Source organism: Bacillus sp. SORGH_AS_0510 (assembly GCF_030818775.1).
GTDB lineage: Bacteria > Bacillota > Bacilli > Bacillales > Cytobacillaceae > Neobacillus.
Genome location: NZ_JAUTAU010000001.1, coordinates 2,546,493 through 2,573,000, shown reverse-complemented (window position 1 = coordinate 2,573,000; position 26,508 = coordinate 2,546,493). Strand labels below are relative to the sequence as shown.

Below are 26,508 nucleotides of genomic sequence, written 5' to 3'. Positions count from 1 at the left end.
CATTTTATTCGTTCCAGCATGTCCTTATTACTTCATGAGTAAGGTTCATCAAAAAAAGCGAGGGCTATTTCTGCACCTTCAATAAAGTGTGCTATAATAAATATTGTAGTGATTAAATGAATAATAAACTTGCTTATAAAATTTATTTGGAAAAAGGTGCTATACATGGAAGGTTCGGTTGAAACTGTTTACTTCTTAGAAAATCCTGAGAAGAATATTATTAAATTTGCAACTGGGACACAGCTACGCTATGAGGATGTAATAAAAGATGTTTTTGGTGTGGCAAGTATCAATGATTTACACATGATGATCCAGTTCAACAAAGGCTTTCAGACAAGCATTTGTGAATGCCACGGAATTAGTGAAAAAAGTATTACACTTGACCGAATTATACGCATTGCATCTAAAAACGATTTACTTCGTTTCAAACAAGAAATATTAGACCAAATGTCCCAAGGGGAAGAAGAAACTTTGTGTCCCTTTGATTCCCGAATAAAACTGCAAGAAGGAATATTCCAATGGGATAACTCCAATTTTTCCTATAATGCCGTAAAGCCAGGTGCCTAACCTTGTGATGAATAATCACAAAGGCTAGGTGCCTTTTTTATTAATAGGCTTTGTTAAAGAATAGTGTTGATTTATACACCCTGTTGATTGGAACGGAAGGCACGAAGACTCCTCGAAAATGCTATCGCATTTCCTTCGTGCGGGGCGAATTCAAGATGTAATTCAATGTCCTGTGGGAGTATGGTTCAGGGGAGACCCCTCAGGCGCGTTTCTCCGAGGAAGCTCGCCGAAACACCCACGAACCGCTCGTGCCTTGAGTGGAAATCAACAGAAAATTTTAACAGAGACTAACAAAAATAAAATCCTCGCATCTATTAGATGGAGGATTTAAAAAGCAACATTATTTTCGATTTTTCTTTGCTTGCTTATTTGTCATTCTTCCTAATAAGAATGCACTTGCTGCAACACCAATAATAGTATTCGTTTTTTTGTTAAATACTTGTTTTGCAACAAGGTTTAGGTTTTGTGGACGTTCCGCAAGACGTCTCATAAAGTAACCGTACCAGTCATTCCCAAAAGGAACATACGTACAGAAATTATAGCCTTCACTTGCAAGCTTTAATTGCAGTTCTTTTCTAAAACCATAAAGCATTTGGAACTCATATTTCTCTTTTGGAATATTATTCTTTTTAACAAAATCTTTTAGGTAATTAATGATTCTATGGTCATGTGTTGCAATAGAAGTAAATTTACCATTTAATAAATGCCATTCTGAAATCTTAATAAAATTGGAATCGATATCCTTTTTATCCTGGAATGCAATCTCTGGTGATTCTTTATAAGCACCCTTTACAATACGGATACGATAATTTTTATATTTTTCAAGGTATTCCTGCGCATTGTGAAAATATGCCTGGATGACAGTCCCTACATTATCGTACTCGAGTGAAAGGTCGTCTAATAAATCAAAGGTAGGATTTAAATGGCTATAATCCTCCATATCTATATTTACAAAGATCCCATATCGATTTGCTCTATCAACAATTTCTCTCAAATTATTTAGACAGAAAGAATACTCAATATCTAAGCCCAACTGGGTAGGTTTTAAAGAGATATGCGCATCCACTTTATGTTCATTAATAGCTTCAATTACATTCAGAATTTGTTCTTTTGCAGCATTTGCTTCTTCTTCTTTAAATACAAACTCTCCTAAATTATCAACTGTACAAGAAATTCCGTGTGAGTTCAGCTCTTTAATACTTCTAATTACTTCTTCTATGTTCGTTCCTGCAACGACACTTTGTGCTCCCATTTTTAATCCATATTTTTTAGCAGCACTATTAAGAAATTGGTTTTGAGATAAACTCATAAAAATATCTTTCAACATAGCGATTACTCCTTGCAGTGATTTTTATATCACCATCATTATAGCACACGCTTTCAATAATAGTTATTTTGCGAATATTCCAACTTAATGTTGCTAATTTCTTACTAAATTTGTTTGATATATTGATTATTTCTACCATAAAAAAGGGTCCATCCTGGATTGGATGTACCCTACTTGCTCAGTCAATAATGTTATCTATTTCTTCTATTACGATTTCGTAAGAAGGTTGGAATATCAAGAGAATCCTCAGTATCTTGGGCTTGATGATAACTATGATCACTTACCTTTTCTTCATGTTCCTGCCACTGCTGACTCTGATTAAGAACTGGATCTTCTTTAACCATCGGTTCCTGTTTTGGTTGAATTGTTCCAAACTGTGGCCTTGACTTCCCTTCTCTTGAAGGAGTCGAAACATTTTTATTAACAGGTATATCATCTGTAAAGCCAGTAGCTATTACTGTTATCATAATTTCATTCTTCAAATTCTCATTAATAATAGAGCCAAAAATCATATTTAATTCATGATCTGCTGCAGAAGCTACAAGATCTGCTGCCTCTTGAACCTCGTATAAACTTAGATCAGTTCCTCCTGTGATGTTCATTAATATTCCCTGAGCACCATTAATAGAAGTCTCTAGTAAAGGACTGGAAATGGCTTTCTTAGCGGCTTCTACTGCTCGTCCATCACCCTTTGCTACACCAATTCCCATTAATGCCGTACCCTGATTAGACATAATAGTTTTAACATCAGCGAAGTCAAGATTAATTAATCCCGGTACAGCAATTAAGTCGGAAATCCCTTGTACCCCTTGACGAAGAACATTGTCTGCTTCTCGGAAGGCCTGAATCATTGGTGTTTTTTTATCCACTATTTGTAATAGACGATCATTCGGGATAATGATAAGAGTGTCTACGGCATTTCTCATTAATTCGATTCCACTTTGGGCGTTAGATGCACGCTTTCTTCCTTCAAAGCCAAATGGTCTAGTAACAACTCCAATAGTTAATGCCCCGAGTTCACGAGATATTTGGGCAATAGCAGGAGCAGCTCCTGTACCGGTTCCTCCACCCATACCTGCAGTTACAAAGACCATATCTGCACCCTTTAATACCTCTTGCAGTTGGTTTCTGCTTTCCTCCACTGCTTTCCTGCCTACTTCTGGATTTGCCCCTGCTCCTAAACCTCTTGTTAATGTTGCCCCTATTTGCATCCTTATCTCTGCTTTTGAAAGATTAAGAGCTTGTGCATCTGTATTTACAGCTATAAATTCAACACCCTGAATTCCTGCTTCAATCATTCGATTAACGGCATTATTTCCCCCACCGCCAACACCTATTACTTTTATTCTAGCTACTTGATCTATATCCATATTAAAATCCCACATTCATTATTCCTCCTACATGGCTGTTACATTGCCTCATTATTCAAAAAATTCATTATAGACTTTGTTACTATGTATTTTGTAGAATCCTATTCTACTTATTGTTATTTTAGCAAACTATACTTATATTTTACATAGTGAGAAAGTTCCTCTAACAGTAACTGTTACACATTATGTCTTTCCTACTATTCTACTAAACTTTGGTAAAGGTTCCAACTGGAAATGTCGAATATTACAAAATTAGTCATATTGAAATAGGTAATTTACTTTTTTGAACAAAAAAAGTCCTCCGTACAAAGAGGACTTTAAATAACTTTTGTTAGTTTTCTGGATTAGGAATTTGCCTTCTTTTATAAATGTATTGCAGGGACAGTAGAATACCAAATGTAAATAATCCAACAATATCACTAATTTTCTCTGGATAAATGAGGCATAAACCAGCAACGAGAGCGACTATTCGTTCAATCCAGAACATTTTTCTCATCCAAAACCCAATTACTCCAGCACTTATAGCAATCATTCCAATCAATGCCGTAAATACTACCCAAATAAGATACAACCAAGATGTATCAATCATCAATAATTCAGGTGATAAAACGAACATGTAAGGAATGATAAAGGCCGAAATGGCTAATTTTGACGACTCTACACCAGTTTTAAATGGCTCTCCTCCTGAAATTGCAGCTGCTGCAAATGCTGCTAATGCAACAGGTGGGGTGATATCTGCAACGATTCCAAAGTAAAACACAAATAAATGCGCAGATAAGTCAGGGACACCTAGTAAAATAATGGCAGGTGCTGCGATCGTCGATGTTATAACATAATTAGCTGTTGTTGGAGAACCCATTCCCAAAATAAGTGCAGCTATCATTGTTAAAAATAACGTTGGTAATAAAGCCCCACCTGCTAAATCAAGTAGACCGTTTGCCATTTTTAATCCTAATCCAGTTTTAGTCACTACGCCAACAATGATCCCCGCTGCAGCAGTAGCTGCAGCTACTCCAAGGGCTGATCTGGCACCATCCACCAAAGCGTCAACGATTCCCCTAAATCCAATCCTTGTATCTTTTCGAAATGTACTTACTACCACAGTTATTACGATTGACCATAAGGCTGCTCGGATGACACTCATCCCAGACATAAGGAGTATTATGATGGCGATAATTGGCAACAACAAATACAGCTTATTAAGTACTTCTTTTCGATTTGGCATTTCTTCCTTTGTTAACCCTCTAAGCCCAATCCGTTTCGCTTCGAAATGGGTCATAATCCAAATACCATTAAAATAAAGAACGGCTGGTATCGCAGCTGCTTTGGCAATATCCCAATAGCTGATCCCACCTCCGATAAACTCAACCATTAAAAAGGCTGCTGCACCCATCACAGGCGGCATTAATTGACCTCCAGTTGAAGAAGATGCTTCAACTGCACCTGCAAATTCCTTTTTATATCCCAGATTTTTCATCATAGGTATTGTAAAAGCACCTGAGGTAACCACATTAGCAACAGAACTTCCACTAATCGTCCCTTGTAGCGCACTAGAAAAGACCGCCACTTTCGCTGGTCCGCCGACACTCCGACCCGCAATCGCAATCGAAAGATCATTGAAATATTCACCCACACCCGTTTTTATTAAAAAAGAACCAAACAAAAGGAATAAAAAGATAAAAGTGGATGAAACAGCAATTGGGGTGCCAAGTATCCCTTCTGTGGTAAAAAACATTGTTTGAACTAGACGTTCTAAGTCCAGACCTCGGTGAGCTATAAACCCTGGCATATAAGGGCCGAAAATGGCATAAACCATAAAAACTATTGCGATGATTGTAATTGGAAGACCAACTGCACGACGTGTTGCTTCCAATACTAGCAAAATGGCAGCAAGCCCTACATAAAAATCGATATTGGTTACATTTCCTGCACGAAGGACTAAATCATCCATCATCATCGGCCAATATGCACCAACAATAACTGAGAAAATAGCTAATAATATATCGTACCAAGCTACTTTCTGTTCTTTCCCCCTATTTTTTCTACGTGCAGGAAAAAGTAAAAATATGAGTGCAAGAGCAAAACCTAAATGGATAGAGCGTTGTAGTTGCGCCGTTAATACACCAAATATTCCTGTATAGAGATGAAATAAGGAAAAGCATAACAAACCTATGAAGGTAATCCAGCCAAATACACCATTTAATTTTCTTGTTCCAGCCTCTGGGTCATATTTCTCCATCAATTCCTGCTGTTTTTCCCCAGAAAGTGCTTCTTCATAATGACTCAAGGATATTCACTCCTTTCCACTGTTGAAAAAAGGATAGTTTTTGTATTTCTACTTTTACGGAGGTTCCAGGTTTAACCGATCGGGATAAAGGATATTCCTTTTTATGAAAGATAACCCGGTGATTAGCTCGAACCTGCCCTACTCGTAAATAAAAATAAGGAAAGTCTCGATTCATATTTTTGATATAATATTTTCCATTTATATGTTCAAATCTTTCTCCTTCCTCTGCATTCGAGGGCATGCCGATTGAAAAATTCTCATACATCAATTCATATTGTTGTATTTGTCGATTAATGGTTATCCTATAGCTTTCGACTACATCTGTTAAATGAATAGAATGTGTGTATTTGATTTGAAAATCAGTTTCACCGTTTAATAGGATATAGGCTAGCTTTGCATTTGAATGAGCAGGCTGAAATACAATTGCTAGCCTTTGAGGGATTAACACTAGAAATCCAATAGCTACAATGAAGCAACTTGATAGCATAATGCTAAAAAACATTAACCTATTGCGACGCTGCATATTCACTCCTTGATTAATGAATGTTATTGATGGAGAAAACGAGACCGGCTAGCTCTCTGCTGCCGGTTAAAGATCAAGATGTCTCCACTTCTTATGGTGCCTTTACACCTTTTTCATCAAAATATTTTTGTGCCCCCGGATGAACATCAATTCCTACTCCGTTAAGCGCATTTTCAACCTTTATTAATTTACCTTTTGCATGTGTGACTTGGTCAAGATTTTCGAAAATGGCTTTCGTAATATCATAGACAACCTTTTGGGAAAGATCACTTCTTACTACTAACATGGCTTGAACAGCAACAGTAGTCACCTTATCCTTTAAGCCGTATGTTCCCGCAGGCACTTCATCCTTTACATAATAAGAATACTTCTTTATAAGCGCGTCAATTTTGTCCTGTTCAATCGGAACAATCACAACATCTTCAGTTGCAGAAAGACCCTCGACAGCCCCTGTTGGTGTACCTGCAGTAACAAATGCTGCATCAATGGTTCCATCTTGAATTCCTTGGGTAGATTCATCAAAGGATAGATCTTGTTTTTTAATATCATTTAGGGTCATTCCATGGACTTCTAGGATTTGTTCTGCATTCGCTGCGGTTCCGGAACCTGGCGCACCAATGGAAACTTTTTTTCCTTTTAAATCCTCGACAGACTTTATCCCTGATTTTTTCGTGGTTACTAGTTGAATAGTTTCAGGATATAGAGTAGCAATAGCTTTGATATTGTCTACCTTATTATCTTTAAACATCAGTTTCCCATCATTTGCATATGAAGCGATATCTGTTTGCGTAAAGGCAATTTCACCATCACCATTTTTTAGGGTGGTCATATTCTCTGCAGAAGCCCCAGAGGTTTCTGCGTTTGCTTCAATTCCTGTTGCATCCTTAATAATTTTTGCAAATGAGCCCCCCAGCGGATAATAGGTACCACCTGTTCCGCCTGTTAGGATACTAATGAACTTAGGTTTTTCTTCTGTCTTTGTTCCTTCACCTCCCTTTTTTTCTCCCCCATTCTCCTTACTGCCGCAGGCCACAAGAAACATAGACATAGTTAACAGAAAGACAAACCAAAGAATAAACCTTTTCTTTTTCAACTAAGATATCCCCCTTTATTAAATTGATTGCCTGTTTCCATACTTATTAACTATTTAGTACAAACTTGTCAATTATTACAAAGTTGGCACTTTAGACCTATAGAATTTTTTGATAGTATTTTTCAACATGGTATAGTACAAGAGTATGAGAATGTTTGACTCTTACTTCTTTCTATGTCACTTTATAGATATAAAATTCCATATATGAACAGGGGTTCTCTATCTAATGAAAAGAAAAATAATTGCCTATAACTTCGTTTTAAAGGAAGCTCTTGAACAACTTGATGATCGATTCGAAGTAGATGTTTTTGAGGGTATTAATCCAAAGACAAATCCCGCATTTTTACATGCGCTTAAAAATGCAGAAGGGATCGTTGGTCTGGCACTTCCAGTAGACGCGGAATTACTTGAATGTGCACCAAATTTAAAAATTGTTTCTAATAACTCTACTGGTTTTAATAACCTTTCCCTTGATGAGATGACTGCACGTGGCGTGATGGGGACAAATACACCAGGTGTACTTGAGGACACAACTGCTGATGCAATTTTCGGGATTCTCCTTGCTTCAGCACGGCGTATACCTGAGTTAGACCAATTCGTGAAAACAGGAAAATGGAAAGGGCATTTAACAACTGAACAATATGCCATAGATGTTCACCATAAAACTCTAGGGATTATTGGAATGGGGAAAATTGGTTCAACGATAGCTAAGCGAGCCCATTTTGGCTTTGACATGAATATTTTGTATCATAATCGCACACCTAATTTGGAAGCAGAAGAAAAATATAATGCTAAGTATTGTGAACTTGATACGCTTTTAAAAGAGTCAGATTTTGTTTGTTTAATGACGCCACTTACACCTGAAACTGAAAATATAATTGGCAATCGGGAATTTAAGCTAATGAAGAATTCCTGTATTTTTGTAAATGGTTCACGTGGTAAGACAGTCGATGAAGAAGCCTTAATTGAGGCTCTTAGAAAAAAAGAGATTTATGGTGCAGCAATAGACGTCTACCGTTCGGAACCTATTAACCGTGACCATCCACTCCTTCAATTTCCAAATGTAGTCACCACTCCACATATTGGATCTTCTACTTTTGAAACGGAACTGAAAATGGCTAAGTTAGCTGTTGAAAACCTACTCGCCGGCCTTACAGGAAAATGTCCAAAGAATTTGGTTAATCCTGATGTATTTAAAAAGAACTAATATATTTGTATGTGCCATCGTTAATTATTTTTAATTTAGTTTACGATGGCTTTTTGTTGTTCAAAATTCCCTTCTTTCTCCTAAAAATTGTTTATGTCAACAATTTTTAGGAGAAAGTGATAGTAATTGTTGAAACACTAACGGAGGGTCATATGAAGGTAAATGAAAATCTAAAAATGCAATCAAATAAGACTACTCAAACTTTGTATGGTAATCGTAATTTATGGTCAGGCATTCTATTCGGAATAGGGTTAGTAGCATTTATTGATGAAACTGTTTTTCATCAATTACTGCATTGGCATCATTTTTATGACCAATCAACGAGAGCTATTGGTCTTGTATCAGATGGTTTTTTTCATGCGTTTAGTTGGTTTGCAACAGTGGGAGGATTATTTATGGTTGCGGACCTTAGACGTAGGAATGCTTGGCTTTTTAAGAGATGGATAGGAGGAGTGTTTCTTGGTGCAGGTGGGTTTCAATTTTATGATGGAACCATTCAGCATAAACTCATGCGACTTCACCAAATTCGATACAATGTCCCTCTTTTACCCTACGACATGATATGGCACATAATTTCTACCATTTTAATTTTAGTTGGAATAGTTCTTATCATACGAAGCTCTAAAAGAGTAGAAAAACAGGAGTTGTTATTTAACAATGAATAATTTCCAGCACATGGAAAAAATATTGGGATTTTCCCCATTCCCATTACTAATGTGCCTACCATTTGTGTTGTTATTAGGTTTCTATTTAGTATTAGTAGGGATATCCATTCACCATCATAAAAGATGGTCTATATATCGAGTTTCCTTATGGTCGTTGGCATTTTTTGTGCAATGATAGCAGTTACTGGGCCCATTGCCAACCAAGGACATAATAATTTCTCTATGCACATGGTTGGTCATCTCCTTCTTGGAATGCTTGCCCCCCTTCTTTTGGTTTTGGCTGCACCAATGACTTTATTATTACGTACACTTCATGTCAAACCTGCAAGATTTATAGCTCAACTTTTAAAAAGCACACCATTATTCTTGATTACCAACCCCATTGTTGCTTCCTTATTAAATTTAGGAGGTCTCTGGCTGATCTACACAAGTAATCTTTTTGAAATGATGCAACATAATCTAGTTATCCATTTAATCGTACATTTTCATTTATTTCTTGCAGGTTTTGTCTTTACAGCAGCGTTTATTTATATTGATCCTCATCCACATCGGACAAGTTTTTTACACCGCGCAATTGTTCTAATTTTTACCTTTACCGGCCACAACGTCCTCTCCAAGTATATTTATGCCCATCCACCTGATGGTGTTTCTATTGAACAGGGTAGAACTGGAGGGATGCTAATGTACTATGGCGGGGATGCCATTGATCTTATTTTTATTATTATTTTTTGCTTTCAATGGTACAATGCTTCAGAACCAAAAGGTTTAAATTTATCCAGAGCAAGTAAGAAGCAGCAGCAGATAACTAAACCCCTGCATCGATAAAATATTCAATTTTTATTACCCCATTTCATTGGTAAATTAGGCATGAAGAGAGGAGTATCTGGTTTAGCATTTAAAATTGTCTTAAGGGCAAGAATTGTAGGAGGAGCCAAATAGATTTTTCCGTTCCTTTCCTCCTGAATTGCTTCCTCCGGAGAAATCCAAAATGCTTCCTCTACTTCATTTAAATTAGGTCTTGGTGATTGACCCTCGGGTAGCTTTGCAAGAAAAAATCTGGTATCAAACCGAATGGGACTTTCTTCTGGTGTAATGAGACGGCCAAAGTATCTTATATTCTCTAGCTGAAGCTGAACCCCTTCTTTATGGCAGATATCTATAAATGATATTTCACCGTTATGAAGGAGTCGCCGATATTCTATTAATCTTTCATTATGTACATGAAATGGAGTACCATCTTCATGTCTTACTAGCATTATACCCACTTCTTCATATAACTCTCTTGCTGCCGCAACATAATAAGCAAAATCAAATGTTTCTTCTATTTTTCCTTGTGGATGTTGAATTAAATAGTCAGCTTTATCAACGGCACCTCCAGGAAAAACACAATATCCTCCAAAAAATTTCATTGTTTTAGGTCTCTTGGTCAAATAAACATTTGACAGTTGATCTAATAATACGACAGTTGATGCAGGACGTGGGTTTACAGCCAAATTAGTCCCTCCTTCTATTAAAAATTACTCTAAATTAATATTGATTTCATTATATTCCATTACTTCGCCTAATTTTCCTCCTCTACACTTTTTATATTAATTTACTTTAACTGCTCAAAACTAAATTAGCATTCTCCATCGGACGTTCTTGCTTAAGATAAAACTCCTCCGCTTTCCAATACCGATTTTCAAATTTTGATAAATTCTTTTTGGTCTCATTGCCTTCTCTATTAAACCGCTTTTCTCTCGGACAATCTAAATAGACAAGAAAATCAAAGTAGTTTCTCCATTCCTTCCGCTGAAGAAAGACACCTTCAATAATGACCACGCAAGAATAAGGGAGAATTACCCTTTTGTTCAATTGTATATCCGATTCATCAATATAGTAAGGTAGGCTAAACGATCGATTCCACTTTATTTTATTGAAAAGTTGATTCGATAAACCTGGAACATCCCATTGTAATTGATAATACTCGTACCATTCTTCATTCCCTGTGTGATATCGTTTGTTCCGATTGACAATATGGTCATCTATATGAAACACATAAGATGGTATCTTTTCTTCTTTTAACTTTTCGACTAGCTGCTTTACTAAAGTTGTCTTTCCGGAACGACTTAAACCGTCAATTCCTAATATTAACCGCTTTCCTCCTTCAAGAGTTGGAATCATGTTTACGATCTTTTGTACTTTTTCATTCATACATTTTTAACTCCTTTTAAAAGAACAGACAAGTGAAAATTATTAATAATTTGGAAGTCAGACGTTTATCTTTTTTAGTTATAAAAAAGTTAGACCTTTTTATACATTTACCCATATGATATTCCATCCAACTCATTTGGAAGGAAAAGGTGATAAGAATGAATAATATGATAAATGAATATAGGCCCATACATGGAGGACCTGGTGGCCTAGGACATGGAGGTCCAGGAGGTCCTGGTGGATGGGGACACGGTCACGGTGGATGGGGACATGGATATGGTGGTTGGGGACATGGTGGAGGTGGATTCTACCCTGGTTTTGCAACAGGTGCTCTTACTGGTTTAGCCCTTGGTGCCGCAGCAGGTACACCTGTTGGATACCCAGTACCGGCATACCCAGCTTATCCTGCCTACCCTTACCCTTATCCGTATCCATATCCTTACTAACAACATACACATAGTTTTAGAGTCAAACATCATATGGATAAAAACATCATGCACCCAGTTGGGTGCTTTTATTTTTAGTTATTGCTCTGGCATAACTGCCCCAGCTACATCATATATTTCTAAATCTATTTCTGTTTGTCTTCCTAAAACAACCTTGGCAAGTTCTGCCCCGATAAATGGCCCACTTGTTAAGCCTGATGCACCTAACCCATTTGCTACATATATTCCCTCAAAATTAGGCAAAGCACCTATCACTGGTAAAAAACCTGGTGTGAAAGGTCGAAAACCTACTCTTGTTTCTAAATAAGTACTTTCAGATAACCCAGGAGCTACTTCTAGAGCCTTGCTTAAAATTTCATTTATTCCTCCAGATGTAATACGTGTGTCAAAGCCTGCGTCATTTTCATGAGTAGATCCGACTACCACACGGCCATCCTCAAACGTTAATATATAGTGATTACTTGGCGGGATAACAACAGGCCATTTTTCCGTATCCATATTTGGTATTTCTAAATGTACAATTTGAGCTTTTTGCGGGGTTACTAAAAACTGAACTCCAAGGGGCTCCAGTAACTCCTTAGACCATGCTCCTGCAGTAATAATAACGGTATCAGCAAAAAATACTTCTGTGCCCATTTTCACCCCAATGACTCGATTTTCATCCCTTACTATAGACGCTTCTCCTTTAAAAAAGGTTACCCCATGTCTTATGGAAGAGCGAACCAATGATTCACATAATGCCCTTCCATTTACACGTGCTCCTCCACTAATATGAACAGAACCATATACATCTGATAATGGGGGGAATAGTCTTTTTGTTTCCGTGGCTGATAAGAGCGTAATCTCACCAATCTCAGGGGCATCCTCCCTACGCTTTCGAGCTCGCTCTGCCATTTGTTCAAGTTTATTCCAATCTGTATGAAGGCTTATTGCGCCTACCCGTTTATATCCTGTCTCCGTCTCTCCATCGGCCTCTAACTGAGCAATTAATTCAGGATAATACCGAGCCCCGCCACTTGCAAGCTGGTACCAAGCTTTGTTTCGGCGCTGAGAAAGCCATGGGCAGACAATCCCTGCTGCAGCATCCGTAGCCTGCCCAACATCCCCACGATCTACCAAGGTTACCTGTGCCCCTAATTTGGTAAGATGATAAGCTGTAGAAGCTCCAAGTATCCCTGCACCAACAACAATTACTTTCTTCATAAAACACCTTTTCCACTTTAATCTATTGTAAATCTTCAAACTCCCTTGCGATCCGTTCAAATGCTTCCATTATAATTGGTCTTGGTGATGGGATACAAATACGTTGAAAATGCAACCCTTCCTCACCAAACATTTTCCCATCTTCTAGTAAAACATTAGCTTTATTATAGATTCGATCATGAACCTCTTCAGGAGTTAACCCGTAACCGCTAAAATCCATCCACATGATATAGGTTCCTTCAGGAATTCTCACCTTAACCTTAGGCATTCTTTTTGCTAAATATCCCACTATCCATTCCATCGTTCCGTCAATGTATTCCTTCAACTGTTCTAGCCACTCTTCCCCCTCATGATAAACCGCTAGAAGTGCTGAAACAGTAAAAGGTGAAGGTAAATGCGTCCCCATAACACTGCTAAATGTTTTCCTATGCTCTGGATTCGGTATAATTACATTCGTACAATGGAGGCCAGCAACATTAAACGTTTTGTTAATTGCTGTAAAAGTAATAATATTTTCATCATCGTCAGCTGCTTTTGCAATAGGAATAAACGTTTGATTACTTCGAACTAAATCGCCATGTATTTCATCTGCAACTATAAGCACATTATTTTTCACACAAATATCAGCTAATTTTTTCAGTTCATCCTTGTTAAAGACTCTTCCCGTTGGATTTTGAGGATTACATAAAATAAACATTTTGGTTTTCTCATCTTTTGCTTTTGCCTCAAAATCTTCAAAGTCAATTTGATAATAACCGTCATCATTACTTAGAAGCGCATTATTCAGTAGTTCTCTCCCGTTCGCTTCTATCGCTGATGTAAAAGGAGGATAAACTGGACGTTGAATAATAATTCCATCCCCTGGCTGTGTAAATGCTTTAACTGTTACTGTTAGTGCGTGAACTGTACCGGGACTAAAAATAATTTCTTCCTTCTTGATATTCCAATCGTGTCTCTTTTTAAACCAGTGTTGAATGGCTTCAAAATACTCATCAGGGAAAATTGAGTAACCAAATATCTTATGGTCAACTGTCTTATGTAATGCGTCAATTAATGGTTGAGGAACAGGTAAATCCATATCTGCTGTAAATAATGGAATGGTATTTTCATCATACCTATCGGTGAGACCCATCTTTTTAATCAACTCACCGCCATCCCACTTTATAGAATAGGTCCCTCTTCGATTGACGATTTCATCAAAATTATATTTCATGAAAACCCTCCTTTTAAGATTTATTTTAACAAAAAGTGCCGGAATTTACCTCCCAAAGAACTTGTCATGCCCGGTAAACGAAAAACACCAGGTATCGTTTTTACCTAGTGTTTCTTTTTAATGCGATGCTAGTTACCCGCCTAAAAAACGGGCTTAGCGATTATTAAAATAAACGGACAATGCATTCTCTATCTCACTTATATGTTCATTGGCGCTAATAATATAGTGGTCTCCATTTATAGAGGATGAGAAACTAATAAACCCCTGATTTCGTAAAAAATCATCAATATCTGATAAATCCTCTCCTCGGCTCTTTAAAGTTTTTTGACCAACAAAAGAATGATTTACAAAAACCTCATACCGATCCTCAGTTAATTTTGAATGGACGTCAGTAGAAAGATTTGAATTTATAATTGGAAAACTGCTATTTGATGTATTTTGGTTGATCATAATTTTCCCTCCTTCATATATCATTACCTTTTCCAAGAATGATTGGAATATGACCTACTGTATAAATTATTGTGTTACGCCAAACTCAGTAATGCTAACTTTTGCCTCTGCTTCTATAATCATTTCAGGATAATAATCCCTATATCTTTTTAAATCAAAGTGACGAATGCGACTGTTAAGTATATTCCCAATAGAAAGGGAATCAACCTTTAATGCCTGTGCTTTAGATATGATTTTCTTAAAATCTTTATTTAATTGTTCCTCAAACTGCTTCTCCAATCTTTGAACTACTTTATGGTTCATTTTTGTACCTTTATATTCCCTAATCACACCTTCAATTTCTATATCTATTTTAATTTTTGGAATGGGGCCACTATTATCAACCTTGAAATGTTTTTTAGAGTTAATATTTTCAAGGTCTGCCGTATTTCCTTTAATATGTAGAGGGTATAAACCAAATTTATAATCTTCAACCAGTGTCCTAAAGGCAAAAAGTTGATTATACAAAATTTTACCAACGTATTTATCTCCCTTAAATAAAGCTATTCCATTGATTTTAACCTTATCATCTATTAACACCAAAAGTGGAAGCGAAAAATCTGCTCCTTTGGAGTAATACTTATAGAGCAACTGATGAAGATTAGTCTTTGGTATGGTCCCTCTTTTGATATTTTTTTCGATAATTCCTGAAATATAAAGACCAGTATCCTGAGTTTCATATTTTTTGGTTAAATAATCCTTCGCCTTTCCCTCCACTACTGCAAGATATACATGCGATCCTACACTTGGATCTCGGTTTAGATAATCAAGATACTCATATATTCCATGCTTAGCAAGCTCCTCGTTATATAAAGCAAGCTCTAATTTGCCACTAAGTAATGGCTTACTTGATTCAGAGTCTAGTTTTGCTCGGTTTTCTCGAATTAAGCCTGATACATTTGAAAATGTTCCGCTTGAAACAGATTTATCTGGTTTTAAAAACTGGAATAGATACGGTACCTCTAATTTGGTCTTCATTAATGTAATCGTAACCAACAGCAGTTACTAAGTCGATATCGTCTATAATGTTTTGTTCTGAAGAACAGCCTGTCACCGTTATTAAAAACATTAACAATAAAAAAATATAAAGATAATTTTTCATTATGTTTTTTTCACCTTACTATAAATAAAATGGCTAATGAAAATGAAGGGTATGTATCCTCCCATAACAATGTATCCACCATAATTAAGGAGCGCGCTTAACTGACGTATTTGATTGTATCCTTTAATAAATGGCACTATTCCCATAATAATTAACAAGGCAAACAGCAAGATGATTCTTTGCTTCCCTCCAAAAATTCGTTTTGTTCCTCTCATAAAGCACCATAAGGCTAATGTAATATTTGGAAGAATAACTAGTGCCCATGAGCTGATTCCGATATATTCAAACCGCTCCACAAAGGGCATCTTCATTATTTTCCACAAACCCAAAGTTGGCCAAAGATTTTGCACCAATTGCCCTTCACTATAGTAAACAATGGTCACAATATACGTAGATAAATATAGAAAAGTACTAAAGGCAACACCATAATGTCCCCACTTCTGAGACTTTATGGGGTCCTTAATAAAGGGGTAGTAGATAAAAAGGGTTTCAAATCCTACATAACTAATGGCCATTCCCTTTGCTGAGAACAAAATCTGCCAAATTGAATGGTTCCAGATTGGCAAAAGGTTTTCTCCATGTGCAAATTGAAGTGGAAATAATAAAGTTAAAATTAAGTAAAGTGGTAGTACGACACCAAAAAAACAAATGCCTGTAACGATTCTAAATCCACCTTCTACGATGTAATATAATAAAGGAAGAAAAAAGATGCATAAAGCCACTAAACTTACCCTCGGAAACATCCACACCTGAATGACTTCAAAATAGACTCTGATTACAACAATGGCAACCAAAAGAAAATAAATAAGAAGGGCAAAATTAAGGAAATTCCCGAGCCATTTCCCAAAAATTTTTTGATTAATAGCAATTACATCTGTTCCCTCCTTGTTTAAAACATGAAACATCATCCATAGTAATACGTGAATAATTGATCCTGATAGTAAAATAGAAATCCAAGCATCGTTCCCTGCCCCTTTAACTATTTCTGATTGAAATGTTAAGATACCCACACCGATTTGAATAGAATGAACTAAGAAAAAAACAAGATAGGGAGAAACTTGAAACCTTTCTTCAACTGTTGCCTGCATTATCTCTCACACCAATCATTCATCAACATCTTTATTTTCTTTTGCTTTCTTGGGATTAAAACGTATGGGATTATCAGTTTGTAACTTTATTGGTCTCTTAGCACTAGCTGAAAATGGAAACCTAAAAATGGCATCTTTTAAATCTTGCATACGACTAGGATATAATGGTTCCAAAAATGGTCTACCAAGTGAAGTTAATCTAAGTAAATGAGTTAACAAATAGCAAAAGCATATGACCACACCAAGCATTCCATAAATATTTGCAAATATTAAAAATGGAAAGCGTAGTAAACGAATAGTATTACCCATTTGATAAACAGGTGTTGTAAATGATGCTAGTGCCGCCAAAGCAACAATAATAAGGAGTACATTACTTGTTAAACCAGCTTCAACTGAAGCAGTCCCAATAACAATCCCTCCCACGATACCAATTGTCTGACCAACCTTGGTTGGAAGCCTGGCTCCCGCTTCTCTTAACAGTTCAATCGTTAATTCAAGAAAGATGGCTTCTAATATGGGTGGGAGTGGAACTCCCCGTCGTGAAGTAATAAGCGTCCCCATTAAATCCTTTGGAATTAATTCATAATGAAATGTCAATGCTGCCACATAAATAGGAGTGACTAAAATAGAGAAACTAACTGCAAATAAACGAATGACTCTAAAGGTAGAAGCAATTAATGGATTTAAATAATAATCTTCAAATGCTGAGAAAAATTCGACCAATGATGTTGGACCAATTAATGCATGCGGTGAGCCATCAACGATAATGACCACCTTTCCCTCAGCTAAGACCGCCACAACTCGATCTGGTCTTTCGGTATCAACCAATTGTGGGAATATAGATTTGTGGTTATCAGAAATAATCTGTGTGATAAAGGAGCTATCAATTATTTGATCAAAATCTATCTCTGAAACCCGTTGAATTACCGTATTAACATTCTCCTCATTAGCAATACCATCAAGGTAAATAACAGCTATATTTGTTTTTGATAATCTGCCAATCTCAAATTGCTTGACGGTCAATTCCTGTACAGGTAACCTTTTTCTGACTAAATTTATATTAATATTTAACGATTCAACGAACGCTTCCTTCGGGCCAACAACCGAAAACTCTACTTCAGGGAGTGATATCGCACGTGACTGATGCGATTCAGATTGAACCAATAAACAAAAAGGATCGTACTCTTCTAGTTGTATAACTACATATCCTGAATGCATCTTATTCCTAATAGTGCTGACATCACTAGTAATGATGATGTTCTCAATTGGAATGACTGATTGGATACTTTCTAGAGAATTTCCGCTTCCTTTTTCTAGATAACACATAATATCTTTATGTAAAACATCAGGATCCACAATCGATTGATAATAGGAAATCCAATAATGGTGGTTCAGTACTGGGTAACAATAGTGAACGAAATCATCAGATTTCATGGATGTTCTAAATAATTCTAATGGATTTTTAGCCTCGGTTATTTGTTTCGAACTTATGGAAATATTAGCTGCTCCATTTTCTTGATCATCATTTGGTAGTTGAAATTTTGGCTTTTTCTTGAACATACATTCACATCTTTCTACCTTTTGCATCTTTAACCATTATTTTCTACCATTATGTTTCTTTTAATTCGGTTAAATTAAATACGAGCAATTATAATTGCTCAAAAAAAATCGTCGGGAGTGATGTATCATGGCTAGAAACAAACTTTTGGTTCCTGGTGCAGAGAATGTTCTGGACCAAATGAAGGAAGAAATTGCCAACGAGTTTGGAGTTCAACTTGGTGCTGATACGACCGCACGAGCAAATGGTTCAGTTGGCGGTGAAATGACGAAACGTCTTGTCGCTTATGCTGAACAAAGCTTACGAAATCACCAGGGTCAATAACTTGTGATTTTAAGAGGCTGCCATTATGGCAGCCTTTTCATGTGAATAAATTTTATGTCGCATAAGTTTCAATAGTTAGAAAAAACTAAGAAAAAACGAACTAAGGGGACTATTAGATGGAAATGAATATACCCATTCAACCAATCAACTTACGTCCAGAACAAACACAGACTGATGAAAAATTAACCGCAGTTGAAATGGCAAAGCTTTGGGCCACCTATGTTGGTAACAGTATGTCGAATAAAATTCTACATTACTTTCTTCAACACGTTAAGGATGAGGAAATAAAAACACTGGTGGAAAATGGTTTCTTATTAACTCAAGATTTTATGAAAAGAATCGAAGAAATCCTTAAAAAAGATAACTTTCCCATTCCTAAAGGGTTTACAGAAGATGACGTAAATTTGAATGCTCCAAGGCTATTCGAAGAAGAGTTTTTTGTCCATTATTTGAAGTATGCTGCAAAGGCAGGACTTAGTATTTATGCAGTGGCCATTCCATTAGTTATGCGAAAGGACGTCAAAGAACTTTTTATTTATTGCAATACATGCACAATTGTCCTTATCAATCAGATCAATGATGTTTTAATGGTAAAAGGAATGATTATTAAACCACCGATTCTTCCTGTTCCTGAAAAAGTGGATTTTGTTAAAGATCAAAACTTTTTAAAGGGGTTTTTGGGAGATGTGCGGCCTCTTCATGCGCTAGAAGTGACACACCTATATGATAACATTGAAAATAATGTGACAAGTAAAGCCTTAATTCTTGGCTTTAGTCAAGTAGTGAGGAATGAAAAAGTCAAACAATTGTTTATTCGCGGCACCGATATGACGGATAAATCTGTGTTACGCTATAAAGAAAAATTGCATAAAGAAAACCTACCCTCCCCATCCCTTTTAGATCATTTAGTAACAGAATCGAAAATTCCACCGTTTTCAGATAAGCTTATGCTTTTTCACAAAGTAGATATGTTTTCGATGAAAATGAGAGCCTTTGGAAATTCATTAGCCGTAAATGGACGAAGGGATATAGGTATACTTTATACACGCTCTTTGAAGAATATTTTTCTTTTTGTCGACGATGGTGCCAATATCCTGATTGAGAATGGGTGGATGGAACAACCTCCAAAAGCTGCAGATCGAGAAAATTTGGTGTAATTCTTGTAAAGCCGTTTTCTTAATGAAAGTGGCTTTTTCTACATTCCAACTAAATCATATTGACAATGATGGTTTTTGTAATTAATGTAGTCTTTGGTCTTTTAAAATATTGGCTGTGTTAAAGAACATTGTTGATTTATACACCCTGTTGATTGGAGAGGAAGGCACGAAGACTCCTGTGGGAGATATGGTTCAGGGGAGCGTTTCGCCGAGGAGGCTCGGCGAAACACCCACGGAAAGCGAAGTGCCTGGAGCGGAAATCAACAGACAATTTAACAGAGCCAAAATATTAAAAATACTAGCTTTCTAGTTTACTATCCAAACAAGATTATTAATCGGTGGTGTATCGTGAAGGAATCTGTTATCATTCAGCAGAAAAAAAGAATTCAATTAAAATTTGGTTTCTTAAAAAAGGACTTAGTTTTTACTATTTCGTTGTTCTTAGCAGCTTGCAGCTGTTTCATCCATCCACCAAAACTAGAATATATTAATTTTAATGTTTTGGTGAGTTTATTTAATTTGATGCTTGCAATAAAGGCATTGGAAGAATTAAAGGTTTTAGACAAATTTGCAATCACAATATTAAATAAAACAAAGAATAGTAAGAATGTTTCTGCCATACTAACACTATTATGCTTTTTTAGCTCAATGTTTGTGACAAACGATGTAGCATTACTTACTTTTGTTCCTTTAACCCTAGTAATTAGTAAAATGACAAAAATAAACATGATGGAAACCATTATTCTTCAAACCATAGCAGCTAATATTGGAAGCAGCCTAACTCCGATGGGTAATCCACAAAATTTGTTCATTTATTCATATTACGGTTTGACAGCTCTGCCATTTTTCTTGACGATTTTTATGATAACCGTTATCGGTGTGGTGATTCTCTATTTTCTGATTCAAAGACTTCAATCAAATCAAGTAAAAGTGGATTTAAATACTGTTAGTTATGGGAACCGAAAAAAGACAATCGTTTGGGTAGTGGTGTTAGCCATCATTATTGCTTCCATTTTTGGTTTAATCAATTATCCATTAGCTTTTATCATCACACTTGGTGCAACAGTTATTTTAAGTGCTAATCTTCTACTAAAAATAGATTATCTGCTTTTAATTACATTTGTCTGCTTTTTTATTTTTATCGGGAATATTTCAAATTCAATTACTGTTCAAAGCTTTGCAAGTGCCAGTCTGAAAAACACTTCTTCAGTGTATTTTAGTTCGATTCTATTAAGCCAGTTTATCAGCAATGTACCTGCATCCATCCTACTAGCACAGTTTACTACAGACTGGAAACCTTTACTCCAAGGTGTAAATATAGGTGGATTAGGAACGGTTATCGCATCCTTAGCAAGCGTTATTTCCTATAAATTGTATATCCAAGAAAACCCCCATGAAAGTAAGAAATACTTAATAAAATTTAGCATATATAATTTCTCTTTTTTAGCATTTTTATCCTTAGCTCAGTATTTAGTTTTGAAATTCATGGGTTTTTTTTAAGAAAAGCCGTCTTCTCTATGAACTGCCCCGTAAAAGTTAGACACTAATCTCTCTTTTACGGGGTATTTTTTATGACTAAATTTACAAAAGATGAAAAAATACGTATCTCCTTACGTTATATAAAAGGGCAGGAAAGTGTTAAAGAAATCGCTCGAGATGAAAATGTGAGCGTAGCCGAATTAACTTCTTGGATTCGTTTATATGAGCAACATGGTGTAGAAGCCTTTCTAAAATCATATACAAGCTATTCTGCAGAGTTTAAAATGGATGTACTTAACTATATGAACGAAACGGGTACGTCCTCAATTGATGCAGCTGCGATTTTCAATATCTCCTCTTCAAGATTAATTAGAAAATGGCGAAATCAAGCTGAAACAGGTGGATTTGATGCCCTCATATCAAAGAAAAAGGGGCGTCCATCCATGAATAAAAAAGCGAAAAAAACAACAGAATCAATACCAGCTGATGGATCTGTAGATGCACTTGAAGCACGCATTAAACAACTCGAAATGGAGAATGCATACTTAAAAAAGTTGAATGCTTTAGTTCAAATGCAAGAAAAATTACAAATAAAATCAAAGCGCAAGTAATTTTTGAACTAAAGGACATCTACGATGTCGTGGAATTGGCTAAAGTCGCACGCATTCCACGAAGCACTTATTATTACTGGGAAAAACGATTAAATTGCAAAGATAAATATGCAGAGGTAAAGGAGGCAATTCAAAAGATTTATCACGAACATAAAGGGCGTTATGGTTATCGTCGCATCACAAAAGAACTGAAGAAATATGGTTTCCATCACGATCCAAAGACAGTTAACCGATTAATGAATGATATGGGCATAAAATGTATGGTACGTATGAAAAAATACCGTTCTTATAAGGGACAAAAAGGTCGTATTGCGCCTAATTTATTGATGCGTGATTTCAAGGCAGAGAAGATGAATGAGAAATGGGTAACGGATGTGACCGAGTTCCATTTGTTTGGAGAAAAACGCTTTTTATCTCCTGTGATGGATTTATGTAATGGTGAAATAATCGCCTATACCCTCATGAATCGACCTGTATATAAACTTGTTTCAGATATGTTGGATCAAGCATTAACACATCTTCAGCCGGGAAATGAAGTAATTTTACATTCTGATCAGGGCTGGCATTATCAGATGAAACAATATCAGAAAACACTCCAAACACATGGCATCAAGCAAAGTATGTCCCGCAAGGGAAATTGTCTTGATAATGCTTCAATGGAGAGTTTCTTTGGCGTGTTAAAATCGGAATTACTCTATTTACAAGAATTTGATAGTATGGAACACTTCGAAGAAGAATTAAAGCAATATATCGAGTATTATAATCACAAACGTATGAAGGTAAATTTAAAAGACCTAAGCCCGGTAGAATACCGAACTCAGGTCTTGGAAGCCGCTTAACTATATTTGTCTAACTTTCTTGGGTCAGTTCACTATCGAGAAAACGGCTTTTTTCATTGTAAACAACAAATCGACCCAAACAAATTGAACGCAGTAAGCATAAATTAATAAAAAATTATGACATGTTCTTATTCATAATGAGTTAGATAAATGGTGGTGAGTGTAAATGTTTGAAGTGAAGAAATGTAAATACGGTAGAGGAATATTTGCAACTCGTGATATTTCAAAGGGTGAACTTATTCATGTTGCTCCAGTCATTATTTCACCTAAGAGCGAATACAAACACTTAAAGAAAACGATTTTGATGGATTACGTCTTTTGGTGGGGAGAAGAATGTGCGGTAGCATTAGGTTATGGTTCTTTATTTAACCACTCGTATACACCTAATGCCTTATATAAACTTCGCAAAAAAAATAAAACAATTGATTTTGTTGCCTATAAAGATATTAAAGCTGGTGAAGAGATCATGGTAAATTACAATGGAGACCCAGAGGATCAAACAGAAATTTGGTTTGACGTACTATAAAATGAAATTAAAAAAACCATCTCCCTAGCGGATGGTTTTCTTGTTTAAATATAATTATTTTCAAGATTATTTTTTCGAAGTGCTTGTTTATTTAGGATTCGGTTTAATCGTTTCGTTTTCTCTTTTTCGTAGAAATAATGAACGATAAAATATGAGGCTACCCCAAGAACAATACCAAAAATGGTCATTCCAATTAATACGTGGACTCCTCCATGGATAAAACTTACAACACCCTGAAAATCCCCATGAACTAAACCTTTAAAAGAAAATGGTGCATTATGTCCTAATTTAACCCGCATTGGAAAAATGAGCTTACCAATTTTTTTTGCAAATGGTAATAAAAGAACGGGTAAGAAAGTTAACTTCCCAATAACGTTGCCAATTATTGCAGCGGGTAATGAACCTCTCGCAATACGGACAATAGGTAAAAATAAAATATAGATAAGAGAAGCTGAGGAGAGAACCACCATTTCCATTCCAAAGCCAATGGCAAATCCAAGGGAAACCTTACGAGCTCCACCTGGAGACCGAAGCAATTTAATAAAATTATATTTAAACGCTCGGCCTAAGCGCTGAATAAAATTATATTTTTTTCGTTTATTATTCATATTCCTACTTCCTCTTTAACTACAGATTTATAAAGAATGAAGATGAAAAGCTTTGGTGGCTCATACTTTAAAAAATACTTTAACATAATCATTACACTATAAATAAATAATAAGTCACAATTTGCGAAATGTAAACGAAATCACACTGATATTGTCACTGTTAAATTTTATCTTTTTTTAAACAAGGTTAGAAATATTTTTTATAAAAAAAAGTACTAGGTTTTTATACCTAACACTTTATCAATTGATATTTTGATTTACTTGAAAATAGTTGCAACCACTTGGTCAAATGACATTTCAGTATCCACTACATATGTCCCTGGCCGTAATTTATTCGATAATCCTCTTTGCTCTATAGTTTTTGAAAACTCGAATGCATTTGAAACGATTCCTGATGGAACAAGTATATTTCCAACATCTATACTTGTCATTCCCTCAGTTACATTAATAGTCACTTTAGTTACCGTCTTGGCAGTCTTTTCATTTGCAGCTTTTAAACTTTTCTCATAATCCGCCTTCTTTTGAACTACGTAGCCTTTAGCGACAAGTTTCTGTTCCATCTCTTTTACAGATGTTTGAACGGTTATTGTTTTGTGGTTATCTTCTTTTTTTGTCGAATTATCATCTGTTAGATATACAACACTACAAATACTTGTTGTGAGTAGCACCCCTGCTGCAAAGCTGCTTAATAAGTTAATTCTCATTGGCAACTTTTCTCCCTTCATCCTTTAAGTGTTGATAAGGTACAAGCAGTTGCTTAATTTCATTTTCATTTACTTGTTTCATTTCTGCAATGCTCTCGATTGAATAGTTACGTTTATATAAATCTAGTACTTCACGCGTAAATACTATTTCTTCAGTTGAGAGTTGTACACCTGTTTCCTTCATTACCACTTCCATGTCAAGTTCCATGTTACGAATTGACTCTTGAAGAGCATTGATTTCCTTCATCGTTGAGATATGAGCTAAATCAATTTGCTTTTTCTCTACATTTGCAGCATGATTAGTTTTTAAAATAGAAAAAATTAACAGTAAAAGGGAAACCACAAATAACCCAGTTAACGTCCATTCCATTAGATTATACCCTCCTTTAATTAAAGAGAATTTTGCAAGTCCTTATTATACATCCAAAAGAGAAATTTAGCGATTTTATTCTTAAAAACACGAAAAAAGTCTGAGGGTTTTTACAAAATTCGGGGAAACAGGAATTCATTTCTCTTGGAGGATATAAAAATAAATCCACAAATCTTCCAGTAGGCTTGGAAGGTTTGTGGATTTATTTAGTGGACAAACATAGATAAATGACAAATTAGGCTAATGAACGCAACTTTTGATTGTTTTGTATTCGTAAAGGCTGGTGAGTATAGTAAACTTTTACATTTGCACGATTTTCACAAAATGAACATTTAATTTGGTAGGACGCTTTACTAATATGGGGAGCTTCTAAGAAGGTTAAAATTTCTTTCATATGTTTATTACAAGCCCACATAATCTCACCCCGAAATTTTAGTTTTTATGGTAATCACTTTATGTTAATTATTTAACAGGAGTAACTTCTTTTTGAATTTTTTCTGGTTTTTTCTTGATTACTTGCTTTGTAATTTCTTCGTCCCAAGAAATAGAAATATCCCCATTTGTTACAAAAGTTTGGCAACCTAAACGGTACCCATTTCCTAACCACTCTTCACCTAATTTTCTTCGTTCCTGTACCTTTACATTATCAAGGAATTCAACGCCTTCCTCAGCCTTAAATACACAAGTTCCGCAAATACCGCCCCCACACCGGTTTGGCAATTCACCCTCATAACGCAGTGACATTCGTAGAATGTTTGAATACTCTGGTACCTCTAATTTTTTATTACTGTTTACAAAATGAATTTTAGGCATTTGTTATTTCCTCCCTTTATTATTCAGCTTTTCAATTAAGTACTTTTCACTTTATCTTTTTTATTTAGTTTTTCTTTAATAGTTTTAATATAAGTGATATATGCTTTTTTTGAGTTTTCTATATGAATTCTCATTAAATATTCTGCTAGTTCTGCTTCTTTATCGTGTAAAGCTTTCATAATATTAATATGTTCTCTTAGTGATTCTTTTCTTCTGCCAGGAGTTTCGTACCCCATATTTGCTGCCATATGAATATAATCTATGAGTCCAGATAGAATATCGAATAATTTAGGGCTTTTAGATGCTTTATTAATTAACCGGTTCATTTGAATATGTTCAAGATTAAAATCCTCTTCTGCTTGATTTTCTAATGCACGGAGCTCTTTAATCTTTTGTTCTAATTCGCTTTGAGTTTCAGGGTCCATTCGCTGCGCGGCCATTTTTACAGCCAATACTTCTAATGATGCCAGAATAGTAAATACCTCTATTACCTCATGTTCAGAAATATTCGAAACGACGACTCCTTTTCTAGGTACTGTTTTAACAAAGCCTTGAGACTCAAGCCGGAATAATGCTTCCCTTATTGGTGTACGGCTGATATTGAGTTTCCCTGCTAGTTCTCTCTCTATTAGACGATCACCTGCTTTTAATTCACCCTCAAGGATCATTTCCTTTAAGTATATATAGGCATGCTCACGAATCGATAATAGATTATTTTCCTCCCATCTTAAGTCCATTCATTTCAC

The 26,508-nt window shown here is 35.8% G+C and carries 28 protein-coding genes; 10 read left to right on the top strand and 18 right to left on the bottom strand.

Features of this window, described 5'->3' with window-relative positions; translation table 11 throughout:
• The first annotated feature begins 165 nt into the window (after positions 1–165).
• On the top strand, positions 166–567 hold the full coding sequence (locus tag QE429_RS13280) for a hypothetical protein (RefSeq protein WP_307287529.1): 402 nt from the start codon (positions 166–168) through the stop codon (positions 565–567).
• A 340-nt stretch (positions 568–907) separates the two neighbouring features.
• On the opposite strand, the gene QE429_RS13275 is transcribed toward QE429_RS13280, so the two are convergent.
• The 5 genes from QE429_RS13275 to QE429_RS13255 form a co-directional block, all read right to left on the bottom strand.
• Entirely contained in the window at positions 908–1,894 is a 987-nt protein-coding gene (locus QE429_RS13275; protein WP_307287528.1) for a proline dehydrogenase family protein, read from the bottom strand.
• 191 nt (positions 1,895–2,085) lie between these two features.
• Positions 2,086–3,279 carry a cell division protein FtsZ gene (ftsZ, locus tag QE429_RS13270; protein WP_307287527.1) on the bottom strand — a complete coding sequence of 398 codons (1,194 nt, stop codon included), beginning with the start codon at positions 3,277–3,279 and terminating at the stop codon, positions 2,086–2,088.
• Between the two features lie 316 nt (positions 3,280–3,595).
• On the bottom strand, positions 3,596–5,503 hold the full coding sequence (locus QE429_RS13265; protein ID WP_373463253.1) for a TRAP transporter permease: 1,908 nt from the start codon (positions 5,501–5,503) through the stop codon (positions 3,596–3,598).
• 34 nt (positions 5,504–5,537) lie between these two features.
• The gene (locus QE429_RS13260) at positions 5,538–6,074 is read right to left on the bottom strand and encodes a DUF1850 domain-containing protein (RefSeq protein WP_307287525.1); all 537 of its coding nucleotides are present in this window, start codon (positions 6,072–6,074) and stop codon (positions 5,538–5,540) included.
• Positions 6,075–6,165: 91 nt separating this feature from the next.
• Complete coding sequence (locus QE429_RS13255; protein WP_307287524.1) at positions 6,166–7,167, bottom strand: TAXI family TRAP transporter solute-binding subunit; 1,002 nt, start codon at positions 7,165–7,167, stop codon at positions 6,166–6,168.
• A 226-nt stretch (positions 7,168–7,393) separates the two neighbouring features.
• Between QE429_RS13255 and QE429_RS13250 the strand changes: the two genes are divergently transcribed.
• The 3 genes from QE429_RS13250 to QE429_RS13240 all read left to right on the top strand — a co-directional run bounded on the left by QE429_RS13250 (position 7,394) and on the right by QE429_RS13240 (position 9,864).
• Positions 7,394–8,374 carry a 2-hydroxyacid dehydrogenase gene (locus QE429_RS13250; RefSeq protein WP_307287523.1) on the top strand — a complete coding sequence of 327 codons (981 nt, stop codon included), beginning with the start codon at positions 7,394–7,396 and terminating at the stop codon, positions 8,372–8,374.
• A gap of 176 nt (positions 8,375–8,550) precedes the next feature.
• Positions 8,551–9,039, top strand: coding sequence for a DUF2243 domain-containing protein (locus QE429_RS13245; protein WP_373463252.1), 489 nt, complete (start codon positions 8,551–8,553; stop codon positions 9,037–9,039).
• A gap of 147 nt (positions 9,040–9,186) precedes the next feature.
• Entirely contained in the window at positions 9,187–9,864 is a 678-nt protein-coding gene (locus QE429_RS13240; protein ID WP_307287521.1) for a cytochrome c oxidase assembly protein, read from the top strand.
• A gap of 5 nt (positions 9,865–9,869) precedes the next feature.
• Here QE429_RS13240 and QE429_RS13235 read toward each other — a convergent pair whose 3' ends face one another.
• Both QE429_RS13235 and QE429_RS13230 read right to left on the bottom strand, forming a co-directional pair.
• Positions 9,870–10,532 carry an NUDIX hydrolase gene (locus tag QE429_RS13235; protein ID WP_307287520.1) on the bottom strand — a complete coding sequence of 221 codons (663 nt, stop codon included), beginning with the start codon at positions 10,530–10,532 and terminating at the stop codon, positions 9,870–9,872.
• Positions 10,533–10,638: 106 nt separating this feature from the next.
• Entirely contained in the window at positions 10,639–11,232 is a 594-nt protein-coding gene (locus QE429_RS13230) for a kinase (protein WP_307287519.1), read from the bottom strand.
• 158 nt (positions 11,233–11,390) lie between these two features.
• Between QE429_RS13230 and QE429_RS13225 the strand changes: the two genes are divergently transcribed.
• On the top strand, positions 11,391–11,678 hold the full coding sequence (locus QE429_RS13225) for a hypothetical protein (RefSeq protein WP_307287518.1): 288 nt from the start codon (positions 11,391–11,393) through the stop codon (positions 11,676–11,678).
• A gap of 78 nt (positions 11,679–11,756) precedes the next feature.
• On the opposite strand, the gene QE429_RS13220 is transcribed toward QE429_RS13225, so the two are convergent.
• The 6 genes from QE429_RS13220 to QE429_RS13195 all read right to left on the bottom strand — a co-directional run bounded on the left by QE429_RS13220 (position 11,757) and on the right by QE429_RS13195 (position 18,207).
• Positions 11,757–12,881 carry an NAD(P)/FAD-dependent oxidoreductase gene (locus tag QE429_RS13220; protein WP_307287517.1) on the bottom strand — a complete coding sequence of 375 codons (1,125 nt, stop codon included), beginning with the start codon at positions 12,879–12,881 and terminating at the stop codon, positions 11,757–11,759.
• Between the two features lie 22 nt (positions 12,882–12,903).
• Positions 12,904–14,094 (bottom strand): MalY/PatB family protein, encoded by a 1,191-nt coding sequence (locus QE429_RS13215; RefSeq protein ID WP_307287516.1) that lies wholly within the window; start codon positions 14,092–14,094, stop codon positions 12,904–12,906.
• Between the two features lie 153 nt (positions 14,095–14,247).
• Complete coding sequence (locus QE429_RS13210; RefSeq protein WP_307287515.1) at positions 14,248–14,544, bottom strand: hypothetical protein; 297 nt, start codon at positions 14,542–14,544, stop codon at positions 14,248–14,250.
• Between the two features lie 66 nt (positions 14,545–14,610).
• Positions 14,611–15,561 (bottom strand): Ger(x)C family spore germination protein, encoded by a 951-nt coding sequence (locus QE429_RS13205; RefSeq protein WP_307287514.1) that lies wholly within the window; start codon positions 15,559–15,561, stop codon positions 14,611–14,613.
• Positions 15,562–15,684: 123 nt separating this feature from the next.
• Positions 15,685–16,773, bottom strand: a complete 1,089-nt coding sequence (locus QE429_RS13200) for a GerAB/ArcD/ProY family transporter (protein ID WP_307287513.1) — start codon at positions 16,771–16,773, stop codon at positions 15,685–15,687.
• A gap of 15 nt (positions 16,774–16,788) precedes the next feature.
• Positions 16,789–18,207, bottom strand: a complete 1,419-nt coding sequence (locus QE429_RS13195; RefSeq protein WP_307290805.1) for a spore germination protein — start codon at positions 18,205–18,207, stop codon at positions 16,789–16,791.
• A 253-nt stretch (positions 18,208–18,460) separates the two neighbouring features.
• Between QE429_RS13195 and QE429_RS13190 the strand changes: the two genes are divergently transcribed.
• The 5 genes from QE429_RS13190 (at position 18,461) to QE429_RS13170 (ending at position 23,267) form a co-directional block, all read left to right on the top strand.
• Positions 18,461–18,655 (top strand): alpha/beta-type small acid-soluble spore protein, encoded by a 195-nt coding sequence (locus tag QE429_RS13190; protein ID WP_307287512.1) that lies wholly within the window; start codon positions 18,461–18,463, stop codon positions 18,653–18,655.
• Positions 18,656–18,771: 116 nt separating this feature from the next.
• Positions 18,772–19,812 (top strand): DUF3231 family protein, encoded by a 1,041-nt coding sequence (locus tag QE429_RS13185; protein ID WP_307287511.1) that lies wholly within the window; start codon positions 18,772–18,774, stop codon positions 19,810–19,812.
• 348 nt (positions 19,813–20,160) lie between these two features.
• The gene (locus QE429_RS13180) at positions 20,161–21,312 is read left to right on the top strand and encodes an SLC13 family permease (RefSeq protein WP_373463198.1); all 1,152 of its coding nucleotides are present in this window, start codon (positions 20,161–20,163) and stop codon (positions 21,310–21,312) included.
• Positions 21,313–21,383: 71 nt separating this feature from the next.
• Positions 21,384–22,741, top strand: a protein-coding gene (locus QE429_RS13175) for an IS3 family transposase (protein ID WP_307283228.1) whose coding sequence is annotated in 2 segments (ribosomal slippage) — positions 21,384–21,837 and positions 21,837–22,741 — 1,359 coding nt in all. Because the reading frame shifts where the segments join, the coding sequence is not laid out codon by codon here.
• Between the two features lie 166 nt (positions 22,742–22,907).
• Positions 22,908–23,267: an SET domain-containing protein gene (locus QE429_RS13170; RefSeq protein ID WP_307287510.1), complete on the top strand. Its 360-nt coding sequence runs from the start codon at positions 22,908–22,910 to the stop codon at positions 23,265–23,267.
• Positions 23,268–23,311: 44 nt separating this feature from the next.
• Here QE429_RS13170 and QE429_RS13165 read toward each other — a convergent pair whose 3' ends face one another.
• From QE429_RS13165 to QE429_RS13145, 5 genes are all read right to left on the bottom strand, one after another.
• Entirely contained in the window at positions 23,312–23,875 is a 564-nt protein-coding gene (locus tag QE429_RS13165) for a DUF2062 domain-containing protein (protein ID WP_307287508.1), read from the bottom strand.
• Between the two features lie 257 nt (positions 23,876–24,132).
• The gene (locus QE429_RS13160; RefSeq protein WP_307287507.1) at positions 24,133–24,579 is read right to left on the bottom strand and encodes an aminodeoxychorismate lyase; all 447 of its coding nucleotides are present in this window, start codon (positions 24,577–24,579) and stop codon (positions 24,133–24,135) included.
• Entirely contained in the window at positions 24,569–24,949 is a 381-nt protein-coding gene (locus tag QE429_RS13155) for a hypothetical protein (RefSeq protein WP_307287505.1), read from the bottom strand. Before QE429_RS13155 ends, QE429_RS13160 begins: the two co-directional genes overlap by 11 nt.
• A 462-nt stretch (positions 24,950–25,411) precedes the next feature.
• Positions 25,412–25,762 carry a 2Fe-2S iron-sulfur cluster-binding protein gene (locus tag QE429_RS13150; RefSeq protein ID WP_307287504.1) on the bottom strand — a complete coding sequence of 117 codons (351 nt, stop codon included), beginning with the start codon at positions 25,760–25,762 and terminating at the stop codon, positions 25,412–25,414.
• A gap of 35 nt (positions 25,763–25,797) precedes the next feature.
• Positions 25,798–26,499 carry a GntR family transcriptional regulator gene (locus QE429_RS13145; RefSeq protein ID WP_307287503.1) on the bottom strand — a complete coding sequence of 234 codons (702 nt, stop codon included), beginning with the start codon at positions 26,497–26,499 and terminating at the stop codon, positions 25,798–25,800.
• Positions 26,500–26,508: the final 9 nt, after the last annotated feature.

What these genes read in the sequence shown, in the direction of transcription:
- QE429_RS13250 (WP_307287523.1), top strand. Translation starts at nt 7,394, where the DNA reads ATGAAAAGAAAAATAATTGCCTATAACTTCGTTTTAAAGGAAGCTCTT.
- ftsZ (WP_307287527.1), bottom strand. Translation starts at nt 3,279, where the DNA reads ATGTGGGATTTTAATATGGATATAGATCAAGTAGCTAGAATAAAAGTA.
- QE429_RS13205 (WP_307287514.1), bottom strand. Translation starts at nt 15,561, where the DNA reads ATGAAGACCAAATTAGAGGTACCGTATCTATTCCAGTTTTTAAAACCA.
- QE429_RS13200 (WP_307287513.1), bottom strand. Translation starts at nt 16,773, where the DNA reads ATGCAGGCAACAGTTGAAGAAAGGTTTCAAGTTTCTCCCTATCTTGTT.
- QE429_RS13210 (WP_307287515.1), bottom strand. Translation starts at nt 14,544, where the DNA reads ATGATCAACCAAAATACATCAAATAGCAGTTTTCCAATTATAAATTCA.
- QE429_RS13145 (WP_307287503.1), bottom strand. Translation starts at nt 26,499, where the DNA reads ATGGACTTAAGATGGGAGGAAAATAATCTATTATCGATTCGTGAGCAT.
- QE429_RS13225 (WP_307287518.1), top strand. Translation starts at nt 11,391, where the DNA reads ATGAATAATATGATAAATGAATATAGGCCCATACATGGAGGACCTGGT.
- QE429_RS13265 (WP_373463253.1), bottom strand. Translation starts at nt 5,503, where the DNA reads ATGGAGAAATATGACCCAGAGGCTGGAACAAGAAAATTAAATGGTGTA.
- QE429_RS13245 (WP_373463252.1), top strand. Translation starts at nt 8,551, where the DNA reads ATGCAATCAAATAAGACTACTCAAACTTTGTATGGTAATCGTAATTTA.
- QE429_RS13155 (WP_307287505.1), bottom strand. Translation starts at nt 24,949, where the DNA reads ATGGAATGGACGTTAACTGGGTTATTTGTGGTTTCCCTTTTACTGTTA.
- QE429_RS13260 (WP_307287525.1), bottom strand. Translation starts at nt 6,074, where the DNA reads ATGCAGCGTCGCAATAGGTTAATGTTTTTTAGCATTATGCTATCAAGT.
- QE429_RS13150 (WP_307287504.1), bottom strand. Translation starts at nt 25,762, where the DNA reads ATGCCTAAAATTCATTTTGTAAACAGTAATAAAAAATTAGAGGTACCA.
- QE429_RS13280 (WP_307287529.1), top strand. Translation starts at nt 166, where the DNA reads ATGGAAGGTTCGGTTGAAACTGTTTACTTCTTAGAAAATCCTGAGAAG.
- QE429_RS13195 (WP_307290805.1), bottom strand. Translation starts at nt 18,207, where the DNA reads ATGAAATCTGATGATTTCGTTCACTATTGTTACCCAGTACTGAACCAC.
- QE429_RS13185 (WP_307287511.1), top strand. Translation starts at nt 18,772, where the DNA reads ATGGAAATGAATATACCCATTCAACCAATCAACTTACGTCCAGAACAA.
- QE429_RS13165 (WP_307287508.1), bottom strand. Translation starts at nt 23,875, where the DNA reads ATGAATAATAAACGAAAAAAATATAATTTTATTCAGCGCTTAGGCCGA.
- QE429_RS13230 (WP_307287519.1), bottom strand. Translation starts at nt 11,232, where the DNA reads ATGAATGAAAAAGTACAAAAGATCGTAAACATGATTCCAACTCTTGAA.
- QE429_RS13220 (WP_307287517.1), bottom strand. Translation starts at nt 12,881, where the DNA reads ATGAAGAAAGTAATTGTTGTTGGTGCAGGGATACTTGGAGCTTCTACA.
- QE429_RS13240 (WP_307287521.1), top strand. Translation starts at nt 9,187, where the DNA reads ATGGTCGTTGGCATTTTTTGTGCAATGATAGCAGTTACTGGGCCCATT.
- QE429_RS13160 (WP_307287507.1), bottom strand. Translation starts at nt 24,579, where the DNA reads ATGAGAATTAACTTATTAAGCAGCTTTGCAGCAGGGGTGCTACTCACA.
- QE429_RS13170 (WP_307287510.1), top strand. Translation starts at nt 22,908, where the DNA reads ATGTTTGAAGTGAAGAAATGTAAATACGGTAGAGGAATATTTGCAACT.
- QE429_RS13275 (WP_307287528.1), bottom strand. Translation starts at nt 1,894, where the DNA reads ATGTTGAAAGATATTTTTATGAGTTTATCTCAAAACCAATTTCTTAAT.
- QE429_RS13215 (WP_307287516.1), bottom strand. Translation starts at nt 14,094, where the DNA reads ATGAAATATAATTTTGATGAAATCGTCAATCGAAGAGGGACCTATTCT.
- QE429_RS13190 (WP_307287512.1), top strand. Translation starts at nt 18,461, where the DNA reads ATGGCTAGAAACAAACTTTTGGTTCCTGGTGCAGAGAATGTTCTGGAC.